This is a genomic window from Bradyrhizobium sp. 190 (assembly GCF_023073415.1).
Classification (GTDB): Bacteria; Pseudomonadota; Alphaproteobacteria; order Rhizobiales; family Xanthobacteraceae; genus Bradyrhizobium.
This window is the reverse complement of the sequence record NZ_JADPJL010000062.1, coordinates 175,201-190,383: the sequence shown is the minus strand read 5'-3', so window position 1 is coordinate 190,383 and position 15,183 is coordinate 175,201. Positions and strand designations below refer to the sequence as shown.

The following is a 15,183-nucleotide window of genomic DNA, read 5'->3' as shown; positions in this document are numbered from 1 at the left end:
CTGGCTGGATCGCTTCGATGTTGGACCACGGTCCAATAGCCTGTGAAAGGACACCTGCGTAGCGTGCCGGATCGCAATTTTGGCGATCGATCGGGAGGCAGCGCGCGAGATGACAACGCTTTTCCCTGCAACCACATTCAAGGCTGACGCCACGGTCGGTGCTCCGCAGGCCGACGGGATGATCTGGATTCCAGGTGGCACTTTCCGCATGGGATCGGACAAGCATTATCCCGAAGAAGCGCCAGTGCACCGTGTTACCGTGGACGGTTTCTGGATGGACCGCCATCCCGTGACGAACCGTCAATTCAGGGAGTTCGTAAGGGCTACCAAACACGTCACCGTCGCCGAGATCCCACCTGACCCCAAGGATTATCCGGGAATACTCCCGCATATGATCTATGCGGGCTCCCTGATGTTCTCTCCGCCCGCGCATCCGGTCAGTCTCCGGGATTTCAGCCAGTGGTGGACCTTCGCCAAGGGCGCGGAGTGGCGGCATCCTTACGGACCCGAAAGCAACATCCGTGGGTTGGACGATCATCCTGTCGTGCATGTGGCTTTCAGCGACGCAGTCGCCTACGCGAAGTGGGCTGGCAAGGATTTGCCAACCGAGGCGGAGTGGGAATTTGCGGCGCGCGGCGGGTTCGCGGACGCCGAATTTGCATGGGGCGATGAATTCACGCCGGCCGGCCGTCACATGGCAAACACCTGGCAGGGAGAATTCCCTCGCCAGAATGCCAATGCCGATGGCTTCGAGCGCACCTCGCCGGTCAGTGCATTCCCGCCAAACGGCTACGGGTTGCACGACATGATCGGCAACGTCTGGGAGTGGACGGCCGACTGGTACTCACCGAAGCATCAGGCGGATGTCGTGAAGGCCTGCTGCATCCCGGAGAACCCGCGCGGCGGCCGCGAGGCCGACAGTTACGACCCCAGAACGACCAATGTGAAAATTCCAAGAAAGGTCATCAAGGGCGGCTCGCATTTGTGCGCGCCGAACTACTGCCGACGCTACCGGCCGGCAGCGCGCCACGCGGAGCCGGTCGATACTTCCACCAGTCACCTTGGCTTTCGATGCATCAGGCGAGGAGCCACTGAAGCATCATAAAAAGGGAGCGACGCCATGTTGAGTACCATATTCGCTACCAAGCCGCCATTTATTGCAACGCCGCCACGCACGACACGTGGTTTACTCAAGTGGTCCTGCGCCTCGCTGCTTGGCGCGACGATGCTGATGCCACTGTCCGGACTGGTCAGCCCTCCGGCAACCGCACAGCCGGCCCAGAAGCCCAACATCCTCTTCATCATGGGCGATGACATCGGCCTCTACCAGCCGAGCATCTACCATCGCGGCCTGATGGTCGGCGAGACACCCAACATCGACCGCATCGGCAATGAAGGCGCGATCTTCACGCATTACTATGCCGAGCAAAGCTGCACCGCAGGCCGGAACGCCTTCTTCACCGGCATGCATCCGCTGCGCACGGGCATGATCCCGCCGCAACTGCCCGGCAGCCCGTCCTATCTGCGGCCGGGCACGCCGGCGGTCGCCAAGTTCCTGCTCGATCTTGGCTACAATACCGGAGAGTTCGGCAAGAACCATCTCGGTGATCACACCGACGCGCTGCCGACCGCGCATGGTTTCCAGGAATTCTGGGGCTACCTGTATCACCTCGATGCGATGCAGGGCGTGAGCTTCCCGGACATCAACAAGTCCCCGACCCAGCAGACAGTTGCCCCGCCATGCAAGAATACGCCGATCCCCGGCATTCCTGAAGTGCCGGGCGCGGTCGATCCGAAAACGGCGGTTTGCCTGACGCCTCCGCGCAACGTCCTGTCGTGCAAGTCCGATGGTTCATCCAGGACTCAGCAGTGCATCGACCAGGGCCCGCTGACGCTCGATCGATCGAAGGGGGTCGACGAGGAAATCTCGGCCAAGGTCATCGACTTCCTCGATCGCAACGACCCGAAGACGACGGGCAAGCCTTTCTTCGTCTGGTACAACCCAGCGCGCATGCATGTGACGACCGTGCTGAATGACAAGTACTCAGCCATGGTCGGCCAGCCTGGCGGCAAGGACTGGGGCCAAAACGAAGCCGGCATGAAGCAGATGGATGACAACATCGGCTATGTGCTGAAGAAGCTCCAGGACATGGGTCAACTCGACAACACGATCGTCGTGTTCACCACCGATAACGGCGCCGAAACCATCACCTTTCCGGACGGCGGCACCACTCCGTTCAAGGGTGGCAAGCTGAGCACTTGGGAAGGCGGCATGCGCGCTCCCGCGCTCATTCGCTGGCCGGGGGTCATCAAGCCCGGCACCATCAAGAACGACATCTTCGCGTCGCTCGACTGGCTGCCAACGTTTGTCAACATCGCCGGCGGCGCAAAGGGAGACGCGCTGAAGAAGCGGATCGAGGCCGGCCAATACCCCGGCATCGTGAAGACGACGCTCGATGGCGTCGATCAGACCGAATACCTCTCTGGACGTTCGGAAACGTCGGCGCGCGATACCTTCTTCTACTATTCCGGCAAGGACCCCTCGGCAGTACGGTACAAGAACTGGAAAATCTACTTCACGATGGTGTCCGACGCCCCGGCGGGCTTTATTGCCGGCGCGCTTCCCTATCACTGGGCCCAGGTCGTCAACATCAAGCGAGACCCGTTCGAGACCTCGATTGGCTCACAATTCAAGACGCTCATGGGCATGGGCGGCACAATCGGCTCCGCTTCTACAGCCTACATCTATGACTGGAACATGCTGCCCATCGGCCAGGCGCTCTGGCTGAAGGAACTCGAGACCTATTCTGCGTACCCGCCGCTCCAGGACCCGGCGAGCTACAACCTCGACCAGGTGATCCAGCAGATCAAGCAGGCCAAAACTGCTGGTCGCAGCGACTAGCAGTACGACGCCAACTCGGCGGGCGTCCCACTGTGGCGCCCGCCGATCAACTCCCGCGCTCAGCGAGCAATCACAACGAAGCGGCGCGCGGGGTCCGTTCAGCAGCAGAAGCAGAACGAGGAGCTTGATCATGAGCATCTTCAAACGCGCATGCCTGGGTCTCGTTACATCGGTCGCAGCGGTTACAGCTCTTGTTTCGCCACTATCCGCGCAGCAACAACAAAAGCCGAACATCCTCGTCATCATGGGCGATGACGTCGGTTACTGGAACATCAGCGCCTACAATCGCGGCATGATGGGCTACCGCACCCCCAACATCGACCGCATTGCAAACGAGGGCGCGATCTTTACCGACTATTATGGACAGCAATCCTGCACCGCTGGACGCGCCGCGTTCATCACTGGCCAGAGCCCATTGCGAACTGGACTCTTGAAGGTGGGCCTGCCGGGAGCGAAGGAAGGCCTGTCTGGAAAGGATCCGACCATTGCCGATCTGCTCAAGCCCCAGGGCTATGCGACCGGGCAGTTCGGCAAGAACCATCTCGGAGATCGCAACGAATTTCTGCCCACGGTGCACGGTTTCGACGAGTTCTTCGGCAACCTCTATCATTTGAATGCCGAGGATGAACCGGAACATCCGGACTATCCGAAAAATCCCGCGTTCAGGGCGCAGTTTGGTCCGCGCGGCGTCATGAAATGCACAGCGACAACCGTCGACACGCCAGGCGATGATCCGCGCTTCGGCCCATGGGGCAAACAGAAGTGCGAGGACACCGGACCTCTCACCAAGAAGCGCATGGAGACCGTCGACGAGGAATTTCTTAACGCATCAGTGGACTTCATCGACCGCGCGAATCGAGACAAGAAGCCGTTCTTTGTGTGGTTCAATTCGAGCCGCATGCACATCTGGACTCGCCTCAAGGCTGATTCCCAGGGGAAAACCGGTCTCGGTATCTATCCCGACGGCATGGTGGAGCATGACGGGCAAGTCGGGCAATTGCTGAAAAACTCGACGATCTCGGCATCGCCAACAACACGATCGTGATCTATACGACCGATAATGGTGCGGAGGCATTTTCCTGGCCGGACGGCGGCACGACGCCTTTCCGAGGCGAGAAGAACACCAACTGGGAGGGCGGCTATCGCGTCCCGGCGATGGTGCGCTGGCCCGGACTGGTGCCGGCACGGACCGAAATCAACGACGTGTTTTCGGCTGAGGATTGGGCGACGACGCTGGTCGCGGCGGCGGGCGAGCCCGACGTCAAGACAAAGCTGCTGGTGGGCTACGATGCCGGTGGCAAGAACTTCAAGGTCCACCTCGATGGGTACGACCAGCGCGACCTTCTCGCCCGCAAGGGCGCCAACAAGCGCCGCGAATTCTTCTACTGGACCGACGACGGCAACCTGGCCGGGCTTCGCTACGACCAGTGGAAGGCCGTCTTCATGGAACAGAAGGCCCATGGGTTCGACGTGTGGGCGCAGCCGATGGTCCAGCTTCGCTTGCCGTCGCTGTTTAACCTCCGATCCGATCCGTTCGAGCGAGCCCAGCATGAAGCCGGCGATTACGTCAGGTGGTTCGTGGAGCACGCCTTTGTGCTCGTCCCCGGTCAGGCGATCGTGGGGCAACACCTGATGAGCTTCCAGCAGTTTCCGCCACGTCAGCGACCCGGCTCGTTCTCGGTCGAGCAAGCCATGGAGAAGCTAAGGAATCCGCCGTCCAGCAATTGAATTGTGGGCCGTGAACTTCAAGGAGTTTATGATGATCATCAAGAGTCGAACTGGCTGCATGATTATCGCCCTCCTGCTTTGCGGGGAAACCTGAAAGGGATCAGCCATGAAACCAATCCTGCGTTTTCCGCCCCTTGACCGCCGCGTCCTCCTCTCGTCGCTGGCGATGCTACCCTTGCTCTCTGCCTCGCTCCGCTCCACCTCCGCGCTGGCACAGGCACGCGATCCACTCCCGTCCTGGAACGAGGGCGCGACCAAGGCCTCGATCCTCGACTTCGTTGCGAGGGTCACGACGCAAGGCGGGCCCTTCTTCGTCCCGGTCGAGCAGCGTATCGCGACCTTCGACAATGACGGCACGCTCTGGATCGAGCAGCCGATGTATATCCAATTGGCCTTTGCGCTCGACCGTGTGAAGACCATGGCGCCCATGCATCCGGACTGGAAGACCAAGCAGCCGTTCGCGGCGGTGCTGGACGGCGACCTGAAGGCGCTTGCGGCTTCAGGCGAAAAAGGATTGGTCGAAATCATCGCCGTGACGCATGCCGGTATGACCACGGCGGAGTTCGAGAAGATCGTTACGGATTGGCTGGCGACCGCGCGCGATCACCGCTTCAAGCGGCCCTATACCGAACTGGTCTACCAGCCGATGCTCGAACTGCTCGCCTACCTTCGGGCCAGCGGCTTCAAGACCTTCATCGCGTCAGGCGGCGGCATCGAATTCATGCGGCCCTGGACCGAGCGGATCTACGGAATACCTCCCGAGCAGGTCGTCGGATCGTCCATCAAGACGCGATTTGAGATGAAGGACGGCGCGCCAACACTTTTCCGGCTGCCCGAGGTCAATTTGATCGACGACAAGACCGGCAAGCCGATCGGTATCAATGAGCACATCGGCCGCCGTCCGATCGCCGCCTTCGGCAACTCCGACGGCGATCTCGAAATGCTGCAATGGGCGACACTCGGCGCCAGTGGCGCGCGGTTCGGCCTGATCGTCCACCACACCGACGCGGTACGCGAATATGCCTACGACCGCGATTCGCATTTCGGCAGGCTCAACGTGGCGCTGGACGCGGCAGCGGTGAACAAGTGGACCGTGGTCAACATGAAGAACGACTGGAAGCGGATCTTTGCTTTTGACTGACGCGGGTCGCTTACCGCGATCGACTAACGCAACAGGCAACAAATGCGGATGGACAAGAGCATTTGGCTCGGTTCGCTGGCGTCGCTCGTCGCCATGACGATTGTGAGCGTGCCCGTCGCCGCGCAACAACCGAAGAAGCCCAATATTGTCGTTATCCTCATGGACAATTTGGGCTACGGCGAGTTGGGCGTCTATGGCGGCGGTAGCCTTCGCGGCGCGCCCACCCCGCGCATCGACGCGCTCGCCGGCGAAGGAATGCGTTTGCTCAACTTCAACGTCGAAGCACAATGCACTCCGTCCCGGTCGGCTCTCTTGAGCGGCCGTTTTGCCATCCGGTCCGGCACTTACGAAGTCCCTATCGGAGGCGTTCCTGATGGATTGACGCAGTGGGAGATCACCACCGCGGAGCTGTTGTCGGCGCACGGATATGCAACGGGTATGTGGGGTAAATGGCATCTCGGCAGCGCCGAAGACCGGATGCCTACAAATCAGGGATTCGATGAGTGGTATGGCATCCCGCGCACGTACGACGAGGCGATGTGGCCGTCCCTCGACGAGACGAAGAGCATGTGGCCGTCGGTCGGGGACAAGCAAGGCTGGGATGCAAAGGTAGTTCATCCCCAGCATATCTATGATGCGCGCAAGGGTGAAAAGCCCCGCCAGGTCGCAGTGCTCGACGTGAATCGCCGCCGCACGATGGATGCCGAAATCGCGGGCCGTGCGGTGGAATTTATCAAGCGCAATGCGGGCGCAGGCAAGCCGTTCTATGCCTACATTCCTTTCTCACTCGTTCACATGCCGACACTTCCAAATCTGGAATTCGCAGGCAGGACCGGCAACGGGGATTGGGCCGATTGCCTGGCCGAGATGGATCACCGCACCGGACAAATTCTCGATGCTATCAAGCAAGCAGGTATCGAAAACGATACGCTCGTCGTATTCGCCAGTGACAATGGGCCGGAGGCAACCCACCCTTGGGAGGGGGACAATGGACCGTGGCGCGGTACTTACTTCACGGCGATGGAGGGCTCACTCCGTGCACCGTTCATCATCCGCTGGCCAGGAAAAGTGCCGGCGGGGCGCGTCAGCAACGAAATCGTCCACATCGTTGATCTCTTCACGACGGTCGCCCGCGTCGGCGGCGCGGAGATCCCGAAGGATCGCCCGATTGACGGTGTGGATCAGCTGGATTTCTTTCTCGGCAAACAGGAAGCCTCTAACCGCGAAGGCTTCCCAGCCTACGTCGCCGACCGCTTGTCAGCCGTCAAATGGCGAAACTGGAAAGTGCATTTGATCTGGCAGGAAAGCATGTACGCTCCGCCGCAGAAATTACCATTGCCGAAGATCATCAATCTGCTCACCGACCGAAAAGAGGAGCGCGATGTCGCTGCGTACAACTCCTGGGTCGCCGATCCCGCAGTGAGAATCGTAGGAGAACTGGAAGCGAGCTTTAAGAAGTACCCTCCGATCAAACTCGGTACACCGGATCCCTACACGCCCCCAGAGCCGGTTTCCCGGTAGCGGCTGGTTCGTCGCCTTGCTCGCCGGCGCGGGCGGCGCTTATCACGGCGCAACCATCATTCGGTGCGGGTGGCGGTCAGGCAGCCTTCTTCAGCGTCTCGAGCGCGTCGCGGACATTGGGGTCGAGCCCGGTGCCGCCGCTGTCCAGATGCGCAAAGATCGCCTTGCGCATCCGCGGGTCCCAGAACTTCCTGATGTGATCGGCGATCCCGGGCACCGCCTTGTCGTGGCCCTGGCTCTGAAAGAATTTTCCGATCTGGTTGGCCATGTAGATCAGCCGATCAGGCGACATGGGTAGCCTCCGCAACGCCAGCATGTTGTGTAACCGCAATCCGCCGTGGATGCGTGAAGATCTCAAATCCATCCGCGCGCGCGATTGCCGCGAGCGTAACGCCGGCGGCGTCCGCGGTGCGAACGGCAAGCGCAGTCGGCGCCGACACCGCGACCATCAGCGGCGCGCCCATCGCGGCGGTCTTCTGCACCATCTCGACCGAGACCCGACTGGTCAGCAATACGATGCCCTCGCAGGCGGAAACGCTCGCCTGCGCCAGCGCACCGGCGAGCTTGTCGAGGGAGTTGTGGCGGCCGACATCCTCACGCAGCGCCACGAGGCCATGCGCCGGCGTCCAGAATGCCGCCGCATGCACCGCGCGGGTCTGGATGTTGATCTGCTGCAACACGGTCATACTCGCCATCGCGGCCATGATCTCGTGGGGCGAGAACACGCGCCCCTCTGCGACGATCGCGGCCGGGCGCACGGCTTCGGCGATGGACTCGATCCCGCAGATGCCGCAGCCGGTGGGTCCCGCGATATGCCGCCTTCGTTCGTTGACGCGCTCGGCCTGCGATGACGCCAGCCACATCCGCAGTTCGATGCCGTCATCGAGCTCGACGATATCGAGCGAGACGATCTCCTCGGGCGATCGGACGATGCCTTCGCTCAGGCTGAACCCGACCGCAAAATCCTGCAGGTTCTGCGGCGTGCCCATCATGACGGCGTAGGTGCCGCCATTATAGGTGAGGGCGATCGCGGTCTCTTCCGGGATCAGGCGTGTGCCTTCACCGAGATGACCGTCGCGCCAGATCTGCCGATCGGCGGTATAGACCGCATCGGGCATGGCTTACTCCGCGGCTTCCGCCGGCGCGATGCGGCGGGAGTGGCGGGCCTGCTCGTCATAGGCCTTCTGCCAGTCACTGGGACCATTGGACGGCGAAATCTGCACCGCCGTGACCTTGTATTCCGGACAGTCGGTGGCCCAGTCCGAGTACTCCGTGGTGATGACGTTGGCCTGCGTATCCGGGTGGTGGAACGTGGTGTAGACCACGCCCGGCGCCACGCGGTCGGTGATCTCGGCGCGCAGCGTGGTTTCGCCGGCGCGGCTCTTGAGCCGCACCCAGTCGCCATCGCGCACGCCGCGCTGCTCGGCGTCATGCGGATGGATCTCCAGCCGGTCCTCGGCATGCCAGACCACATTGTCGGTGCGGCGGGTCTGTGCGCCGACATTGTACTGGCTGAGGATGCGGCCCGTCGTCAGCAGCAGCGGGAACCTCGGCCCGGTGCGTTCGTCGGTCGGGATATATTCGGTGACCACGAACTTGCCCTTGCCGCGCACGAAGCCGTCGATATGCATCACCGGCGTGCCTTCCGGCGCCTTCTCGTTGCACGGCCACTGCACCGAGCCGAGCTCTTCCAGTTTGGCATAGGAGACGCCGGCAAGGGTCGGCGTCAGCGCCGCGATCTCGTCCATGATTTCGGAGGGGTGGTTGTAGCGCATCTCGAAGCCCATCGCCTTGGCAAGACCGATGGTGACTTCCCAGTCGGCGAGGCCGTTGCGCGGCGTCATCACCTTGCGGACACGCTGGATGCGACGTTCGGCATTGGTGAAGGTGCCGTCCTTCTCCAGGAAGGTCGATCCCGGCAGGAAGACATGGGCGTAGTTCGCGGTCTCGTTGAGGAAGAGGTCATGCACGATGACGCATTCCATCGACGACAGCGCCGCCACCACATGTTTGGTGTTCGGGTCGGACTGCAGGATATCCTCGCCCTGCACGTAGATGCCCATGAACGTGCCTTCGATCGCGGCGTCGAACATGTTCGGGATGCGCAGGCCCGGTTCGGGATTGAGCTTGACGTTCCACATCGCCTCGAACTGGTCGCGCACCGCGTCGCCCGAGATATGGCGATAGCCGGGCAGCTCGTGCGGGAACGAGCCCATGTCGCAGGAGCCTTGAACGTTATTTTGCCCGCGCAGCGGGTTCACGCCGACGCCGGGCCGGCCGATATTGCCGGTCGCCATCGCGAGGTTGGCGATCGCAATCACCGTGGTCGAGCCCTGGCTGTGCTCGGTAACGCCAAGGCCGTAATAGATCGCGCCGTTGCCACCGGTGGCGAATTGCCGCGCGGCTTCGCGCAACACCTTCGGATCGACGCCGGTCATGATCCCGGTGGCTTCCGGGCTGTTCTTCGGCAGCGCCACGAAGGTGGCCCATTCCTCGAACTCGCTCCAGTCGCAGCGCTCGCGCACGAAGGCTTCATCGACGAGGCCCTCGGTGACGATGACATGTGCCAGCGCCGTCAGCACGGCAACATTGGTGCCGGGCATCAGCGGCAGATGCAGCGCCTTCATATGCGGCCCTTCCACCATTTCGGTCCGCCGCGGATCGAGCACGATCAGCTTGGCGCCCTGGCGCAGCCGCTTCTTCAGCCGCGAGGCGAACACGGGATGGGCGGAGGCCGGATTGGCGCCGATCACCATCACGACGTCGGTATGCTCGACGGAGTCGAAGTCCTGCGTGCCGGCCGAAGTGCCGAACGTCGTCGACAGGCCATAGCCGGTCGGCGAATGGCAGACGCGGGCGCAGGTGTCGACGTTGTTGTTGCCAAAACCGCCGCGGATCAGTTTCTGCACCAGATAGGTTTCTTCATTGGTGCAGCGGGAGGAGGTGATGCCGCCGACGGCATCGCGGCCGTACTTTTGCTGGATGCCTTTGAATTTCGCGGCGGCAAAATTGAACGCCTCATCCCACGACACCTCGCGCCAGGGATCGGCGATATCCTCGCGGATCATCGGCTTGAGGATGCGTTCCCTGTGGGTGGTGTAGCCCCAGGCAAAGCGCCCCTTGACGCAGGAATGGCCGCGATTGGCTTTGCCGTCCTTGTAGGGAACCATACGCACGACTTCCTCGCCGCGCATCTCTGCCTTGAAGGTGCAGCCGACGCCGCAATAGGCGCAGGTGGTGACGAGGGAATGCTCGGGCTGGCCGATTTCGATGACGGATTTTTCCGTCAGCGTCGCGGTCGGGCAGGCCTGAACGCAGGCGCCGCAAGACACGCATTCGGAGCCGAGAAAGCTTTCGCTCATGCCGGGCGAAACACGGCTGTCGAAACCGCGCCCTGAGATCGTCAGTGCGAACGTGCCCTGAACTTCCTCGCAGGCGCGGACGCAGCGCGAGCAGACGATGCATTTCGAGGGATCGTAGGTGAAATACGGGTTGGACTCGTCCTTCGGCATCCAGTTGTCGTTGGTGCAGCCGTCCGCCTTGGCGAACACGTGGTTCTCGCCTTCATAGCCGTAACGCACGTCGCGCAGGCCGACGGCACCGGCCATGTCCTGCAATTCGCAGTCGCCGTTGGCGGCGCAGGTCAGGCAGTCGAGCGGGTGGTCGGAGATATAGAGCTCCATCACGCCCTTGCGCAGCTTCTTCAAGCGCTCGGTCTGAGTGTGCACGACGAGCCCATTCATGGCGGGCGTGGTGCAGGAGGCCGGTGTTCCGGCGCGGCCCTCGATCTCGATCAGGCATAGCCGGCAGGAGCCGAAGGCGTCCACCATATCTGTCGCGCAGAGTTTTGGAATCTGCGTGCCGGCTTCCATGGCCGCGCGCATGATGGAGGTGCCCTCGGGTACGGTGACGCTGTTGCCGTCGATGGTCAGCGTCACCATCGCTTCGGATTTCGAACGGGGCGTGCCGAAGTCGATCTCTTCGATCAAGGACATTGTCAGTCTCCTATTCCGCGGCCTGCAGGGTGGCCGGTGCCGGGCCAAAATCTTCCCGGAAATGTTTCAATGCGCTCAATACAGGGTAGGGCGTGAAGCCGCCGAGCGCGCACAGCGAGCCGAATTTCATGGTGTTGCAGAGGTCTTCGACCACGGCGAGATTTTCGGAGGTGCGCTCACCCCGGATGATCTTGTCGATGGTCTCGACGCCACGCGTGGAGCCGATCCGGCACGGCGTGCACTTGCCGCAGGATTCGACCGCGCAGAATTCCATTGCGAAGCGGGCCTGCTTCGCCATGTCGACGCTGTCATCGAACACCACGATGCCGCCATGGCCGATCAGCCCGTCGCGCGCGGCAAAGGCCTCATAGTCGAACGGCGTGTCGAACAGCGCGCGTGGGAAATACGCGCCGAGCGGTCCACCGACCTGCACGGCGCGCACTGGGCGGCCACTCGCGGTGCCTCCGCCGACGTCGTCGATCAGTTCTCCGAGCGTGATGCCGAAAGCGACCTCGAACAGTCCGCCGTTCTTGATGTTGCCGGCGAGCTGGATCGGCATCGTGCCGCGCGAGCGGCCCATGCCGCAATCCGCATAGGCTTTCGCACCGTTATCGAGGATGAAGGGGATCGCTGCGAACGACAGCACGTTGTTGATCACGGTCGGGCGGCCGAACAGGCCCTTGTGGGCGGGCAGCGGCGGCTTGGCGCGGACGATGCCGCGGCGGCCTTCGAGGCTTTCCAGCAGCGAGGTCTCCTCGCCGCAGACATAGGCGCCTGCGCCGACCCGGACTTCGAGGTCGAAATTGTGGCTGGAGCCGACGATACCCTCGCCGAGATAGCCGGTGCGCCGGGCGGCCGTGATCGCGGCGTTCATCGCCGCCACCGCATGCGGATATTCCGAGCGGATGTAGATGTAGCCCTTGGTGGCGCCGACGGCGATGCTTGCAATCGTCATGCCTTCGATCACGACGAAGGGATCGCCCTCCATGATCATGCGGTCCGCGAAGGTGCCGCTGTCGCCTTCGTCGGCGTTGCAGACGATGTATTTGCGGTCGGCGCTGGCCTGCGCCACCGTCTTCCACTTGATGCCGGTCGGGAAACCGGCGCCACCACGCCCGCGCAGTCCAGACGCGGTGACGTCGGCGAGGATTTCGTCCGAGGTCAGCGTCAGTGCCCGCTCCAGGCCCTTGTAGCCGTTGTGGTCGCGGTAATCCTTGACGGAGCGGGGATCGATCACGCCGCAACGGGCAAACGTCAGGCGGGTCTGCCGCTTCAGCCAGGGAATTTCTTCCGCAAGGCCGAGTCGCAGGGCGTGCGGGCCGTTACTCGCCATCGCATCGAACAGGGAGGGAACGTCCGCCGGGCTCACCGGGCCGTACGCGACGCGGCCCTTCACCGTCGCCACCTCGACCATCGGCTCCAGCCAATAAAGCCCGCGTGATCCGTTCCTGATGATCTCGATCGGGAGGCCGCGCTTGTCCGCAGCCTGCTCGAGCGCGGCAACGACTTCATCTGCGCCGACGGCAATCGCGCCGGCATCGCGCGGAACGAAAATGCGCATTTTCATCGCTGTGCCTCCGCGACCAGCGCATCGATCCGCGCTTCATCCAGCCGCCCGACGACGCGGCCATCGAGCATCGCCGACGGCGCGGTGGCGCACAGCCCGAGGCAATAGATCGGCTCCAGCGTGACGCGCGAATCGGCGGTAGTGTTTCCGATCGATATGCCGAGCTTCGCTTCCGCGCGCGCGGCAAGCGCATCGCCGCCGGCGGCTTGGCACGCCTCGGCACGGCACAATTTCAGCACATGGCGGCCGGCCGGTTCGTGGCGGAAATCGTGATAGAAGGTGAACACGCCATGGACCTCGGCGCGCGACAGGCTGAGCGCGGATGCGATCATCGGAATGGCGGGCTCGGGCACGTAGCCGAACGCTTCCTGCATCGCATGCAGGATCACCAGGGTCGCGCCTTCGAGCTTGTCATGCTCGGCGATGATCTCGGCGCCGCGCGCTTCATTCCAGGGTTCGTATGCCGATGCCATTTCCGCGTACTCATCAGAGGTTGTGCACTCTGATGAGTAGGGGAATCGCGAGGAATATCAATAAAGCTGTCCCATGTTGCGATTTCAAAACGCAATCAAGACAAGGACATAGGCAATGCCTATGGGCCGATGCCGCGCGGAACGGTTGGTTAACGCCTGATTGTTCCGCAGCGGAACGCGCCCGTCAGATCTCTCACGACGGGCGCGTTTTGCATGCTCATCGTCGTTTTCAGAAAATGCCGGGCACCAGCATCAGGCGAATGCGTGCTGATCGATTTCGGCCTGTCGCATCACAACCAGTTGCCGGACCTGCTGCAGGAAGAATCTCGTCTGCCTACGGCACCGCGCCCTATATGACGCCGGACCGCCGCGCAGCTACTCGCGACGTTGTCGTCGGCGCGGCTCGCCTGCCTGAACGTGCTCAGGCTCGGGCGCATCACCATCGACCGGACGCTCGACGAGCAGGGCAACAACAAGCATATCGACCGCATGGTCGCGCTGCGGCACTGGGCGCAGCCGCTAGAGTTGGATGAAAGTCGGCTTACGGTGCATGTGCTGGAGGCGGTCGATCCCGCCGCCGCGATCCTGGAATTCACCAGGGTCAATCATGTCGATCACATCGTGATCGGCGCGCGGCAGAACTCGATGCTGCGCACGTTTCTGGGCAGCGTCTCGGCCAAGGTCGCGGCAGAGGCCGCCTGCAGCGTAACGGTGGTGCGACCGCCGCGGCTGGCGGTGGTGCCTGTGCCGGGCGATAGCGCGTAGCAGGCGGCGCGTGTGCTCAGTCGAGGGTCTGCACGGGCGGCAGCGTTGTTTTAGCGGAACGCGGCGGGTTCGGCACCGGATAGCTGGTGACGCGGCCACTTCGTTCGGCCCGAGCGGCGGAATTGGATGCGGGCCCTACGGCTTCCGCCCTGGCGCCGCGCACGCTGTCCCTTGAAGACTGCCTGCGGTGCCGCGACGAGCGCGAGCCTTCCAGCCCCCACGACCGCGATATCGAAGGTCCGGCCGTGTAGCCGACGAAGGCTCCGGCGACGGCCCCGACCGGGCCCAGCACGACGGCGCCGGCTACCGCGCCCAGTGCGGCGTCGCCTGCGCGCTGCGCGAGCGCGGCGGAGGGCGCGAGTACCAGGAGCATTGCAGCTGTGGTGTAGGCCTTGATCATATTGGCGTCCCATCCATGAAAGGCCGCAATGCTGATCCGCCTTTATGGCGAGATGCGTGACGCTTTGTGGCCGGAGCATGGACTTTCCAGGTTCCATGGCTTGCCGCGCGCCTGCTGTGACTTTCCTGCCGGCTCGCTAAGTTTTTCGGCGACGTGCGCGCTCCAGGATATCGCTGACACCTGCAGGGTTTCGGACGCAGCGGAACCCGTAGCGGCCGGTGTAATCCGTATCGGGAGAGCGGGTCGAGCGCCCCGACGCGAAATTCAGGTGGCCGGCACCGCGGCCGATGTCCGATATCTCGGTTGCCGCGTCCATGTCTTTAAAGCGCGTCGCCGTCGCGGTCCGCTTGCCCCAGGCCGTTCGCACGATCAGCGCACGCCGGTTGGTGATTACGAAAAGCGTCTGCAGGTCATGCAGCAGCATCACGAACGGGGCGGCAACCATCGCGATGCCGACCATCAAGAGGGGCACGGTCGACTGAACGATCCAGCCTCTGGAGATCGCAAAGGCGGTGACGAGCAGCCAGGGAAATCCGATCCACCAGAGAAACCGCCACATCATCATGCGGGCGATACCGTCAGGCTCGCCTTGCCACAGCACGCGCTCGCCGGGTTGAAGTGCTTCGGTCAGTAGCCGGCGTAAGCCTGCGGAGAATATCGTGAATCGGAGTTCGTCCATGCCTTACTTGGT

At 62.6% G+C, this 15,183-nt stretch carries 12 protein-coding genes and 2 pseudogenes; 7 read left to right on the top strand and 7 right to left on the bottom strand.

What is annotated here, in order from left to right:
• Positions 1–109 precede the first annotated feature (109 nt).
• The 5 genes and pseudogenes from IVB22_RS30125 (at position 110) to IVB22_RS30105 (ending at position 7,292) form a co-directional block, all read left to right on the top strand.
• Positions 110–1,105 (top strand): formylglycine-generating enzyme family protein, encoded by a 996-nt coding sequence (locus IVB22_RS30125; protein WP_247520785.1) that lies wholly within the window; start codon positions 110–112, stop codon positions 1,103–1,105.
• 120 nt (positions 1,106–1,225) lie between these two features.
• A complete protein-coding gene (locus IVB22_RS30120; protein WP_374207747.1) occupies positions 1,226–2,902 on the top strand; it encodes an arylsulfatase in 1,677 nt (558 codons plus the stop codon).
• A 130-nt stretch (positions 2,903–3,032) separates the two neighbouring features.
• Positions 3,033–4,630 (top strand): annotated as a pseudogene (locus IVB22_RS30115) (arylsulfatase).
• Positions 4,631–4,796: 166 nt separating this feature from the next.
• Positions 4,797–5,771, top strand: coding sequence for an HAD family hydrolase (locus tag IVB22_RS30110; RefSeq protein WP_374207746.1), 975 nt, complete (start codon positions 4,797–4,799; stop codon positions 5,769–5,771).
• 48 nt (positions 5,772–5,819) lie between these two features.
• Positions 5,820–7,292 (top strand): arylsulfatase, encoded by a 1,473-nt coding sequence (locus IVB22_RS30105; RefSeq protein ID WP_247520783.1) that lies wholly within the window; start codon positions 5,820–5,822, stop codon positions 7,290–7,292.
• 76 nt (positions 7,293–7,368) lie between these two features.
• Here the strand turns inward: IVB22_RS30105 and IVB22_RS30100 are convergent, their stop codons facing one another.
• The 5 genes from IVB22_RS30100 to IVB22_RS30080 are packed head-to-tail and all read right to left on the bottom strand — an operon-like array spanning position 7,369 to position 13,327.
• On the bottom strand, positions 7,369–7,584 hold the full coding sequence (locus IVB22_RS30100) for a formate dehydrogenase subunit delta (RefSeq protein WP_247520782.1): 216 nt from the start codon (positions 7,582–7,584) through the stop codon (positions 7,369–7,371).
• The gene (gene fdhD / locus IVB22_RS30095; protein ID WP_247520781.1) at positions 7,574–8,410 is read right to left on the bottom strand and encodes a formate dehydrogenase accessory sulfurtransferase FdhD; all 837 of its coding nucleotides are present in this window, start codon (positions 8,408–8,410) and stop codon (positions 7,574–7,576) included. Before fdhD ends, IVB22_RS30100 begins: the two co-directional genes overlap by 11 nt.
• A 3-nt stretch (positions 8,411–8,413) precedes the next feature.
• Entirely contained in the window at positions 8,414–11,287 is a 2,874-nt protein-coding gene (gene fdhF, locus IVB22_RS30090; RefSeq protein WP_247520780.1) for a formate dehydrogenase subunit alpha, read from the bottom strand.
• Positions 11,288–11,297: 10 nt separating this feature from the next.
• Complete coding sequence (locus tag IVB22_RS30085) at positions 11,298–12,854, bottom strand: NADH-quinone oxidoreductase subunit NuoF (protein ID WP_247520779.1); 1,557 nt, start codon at positions 12,852–12,854, stop codon at positions 11,298–11,300.
• On the bottom strand, positions 12,851–13,327 hold the full coding sequence (locus IVB22_RS30080; RefSeq protein ID WP_247520778.1) for a formate dehydrogenase subunit gamma: 477 nt from the start codon (positions 13,325–13,327) through the stop codon (positions 12,851–12,853). The genes IVB22_RS30085 and IVB22_RS30080 overlap by 4 nt, the downstream gene beginning before the upstream one ends.
• Positions 13,328–13,540: 213 nt before the next feature.
• Here IVB22_RS30080 and IVB22_RS30075 point away from each other — a divergent pair, with 213 nt between their 5' ends.
• Positions 13,541–13,684, top strand: coding sequence for a hypothetical protein (locus tag IVB22_RS30075; protein ID WP_247520777.1), 144 nt, complete (start codon positions 13,541–13,543; stop codon positions 13,682–13,684).
• Positions 13,685–13,699: 15 nt separating this feature from the next.
• Positions 13,700–14,092 (top strand): annotated as a pseudogene (locus IVB22_RS30070) (universal stress protein); the annotation flags it as partial.
• 16 nt (positions 14,093–14,108) lie between these two features.
• Here IVB22_RS30070 and IVB22_RS30065 read toward each other — a convergent pair.
• A complete protein-coding gene (locus IVB22_RS30065) occupies positions 14,109–14,492 on the bottom strand; it encodes a hypothetical protein (protein ID WP_247520776.1) in 384 nt (127 codons plus the stop codon).
• A gap of 136 nt (positions 14,493–14,628) precedes the next feature.
• Positions 14,629–15,171 (bottom strand): hypothetical protein, encoded by a 543-nt coding sequence (locus IVB22_RS30060; protein WP_247520775.1) that lies wholly within the window; start codon positions 15,169–15,171, stop codon positions 14,629–14,631.
• Between the last annotated feature and the right edge of the window lie 12 nt (positions 15,172–15,183).

Coding starts and splice junctions, on each gene's coding strand:
- IVB22_RS30105 (WP_247520783.1), top strand. CDS start 5,820: ATGGACAAGAGCATTTGGCTCGGTTCGCTGGCGTCGCTCGTCGCCATG.
- fdhD (WP_247520781.1), bottom strand. CDS start 8,410: ATGCCCGATGCGGTCTATACCGCCGATCGGCAGATCTGGCGCGACGGT.
- IVB22_RS30060 (WP_247520775.1), bottom strand. CDS start 15,171: ATGGACGAACTCCGATTCACGATATTCTCCGCAGGCTTACGCCGGCTA.
- IVB22_RS30100 (WP_247520782.1), bottom strand. CDS start 7,584: ATGTCGCCTGATCGGCTGATCTACATGGCCAACCAGATCGGAAAATTC.
- IVB22_RS30080 (WP_247520778.1), bottom strand. CDS start 13,327: ATGGCATCGGCATACGAACCCTGGAATGAAGCGCGCGGCGCCGAGATC.
- fdhF (WP_247520780.1), bottom strand. CDS start 11,287: ATGTCCTTGATCGAAGAGATCGACTTCGGCACGCCCCGTTCGAAATCC.
- IVB22_RS30125 (WP_247520785.1), top strand. CDS start 110: ATGACAACGCTTTTCCCTGCAACCACATTCAAGGCTGACGCCACGGTC.
- IVB22_RS30110 (WP_374207746.1), top strand. CDS start 4,797: ATGCTACCCTTGCTCTCTGCCTCGCTCCGCTCCACCTCCGCGCTGGCA.
- IVB22_RS30085 (WP_247520779.1), bottom strand. CDS start 12,854: ATGAAAATGCGCATTTTCGTTCCGCGCGATGCCGGCGCGATTGCCGTC.
- IVB22_RS30065 (WP_247520776.1), bottom strand. CDS start 14,492: ATGATCAAGGCCTACACCACAGCTGCAATGCTCCTGGTACTCGCGCCC.
- IVB22_RS30120 (WP_374207747.1), top strand. CDS start 1,226: ATGCTGATGCCACTGTCCGGACTGGTCAGCCCTCCGGCAACCGCACAG.
- IVB22_RS30075 (WP_247520777.1), top strand. CDS start 13,541: ATGCTCATCGTCGTTTTCAGAAAATGCCGGGCACCAGCATCAGGCGAA.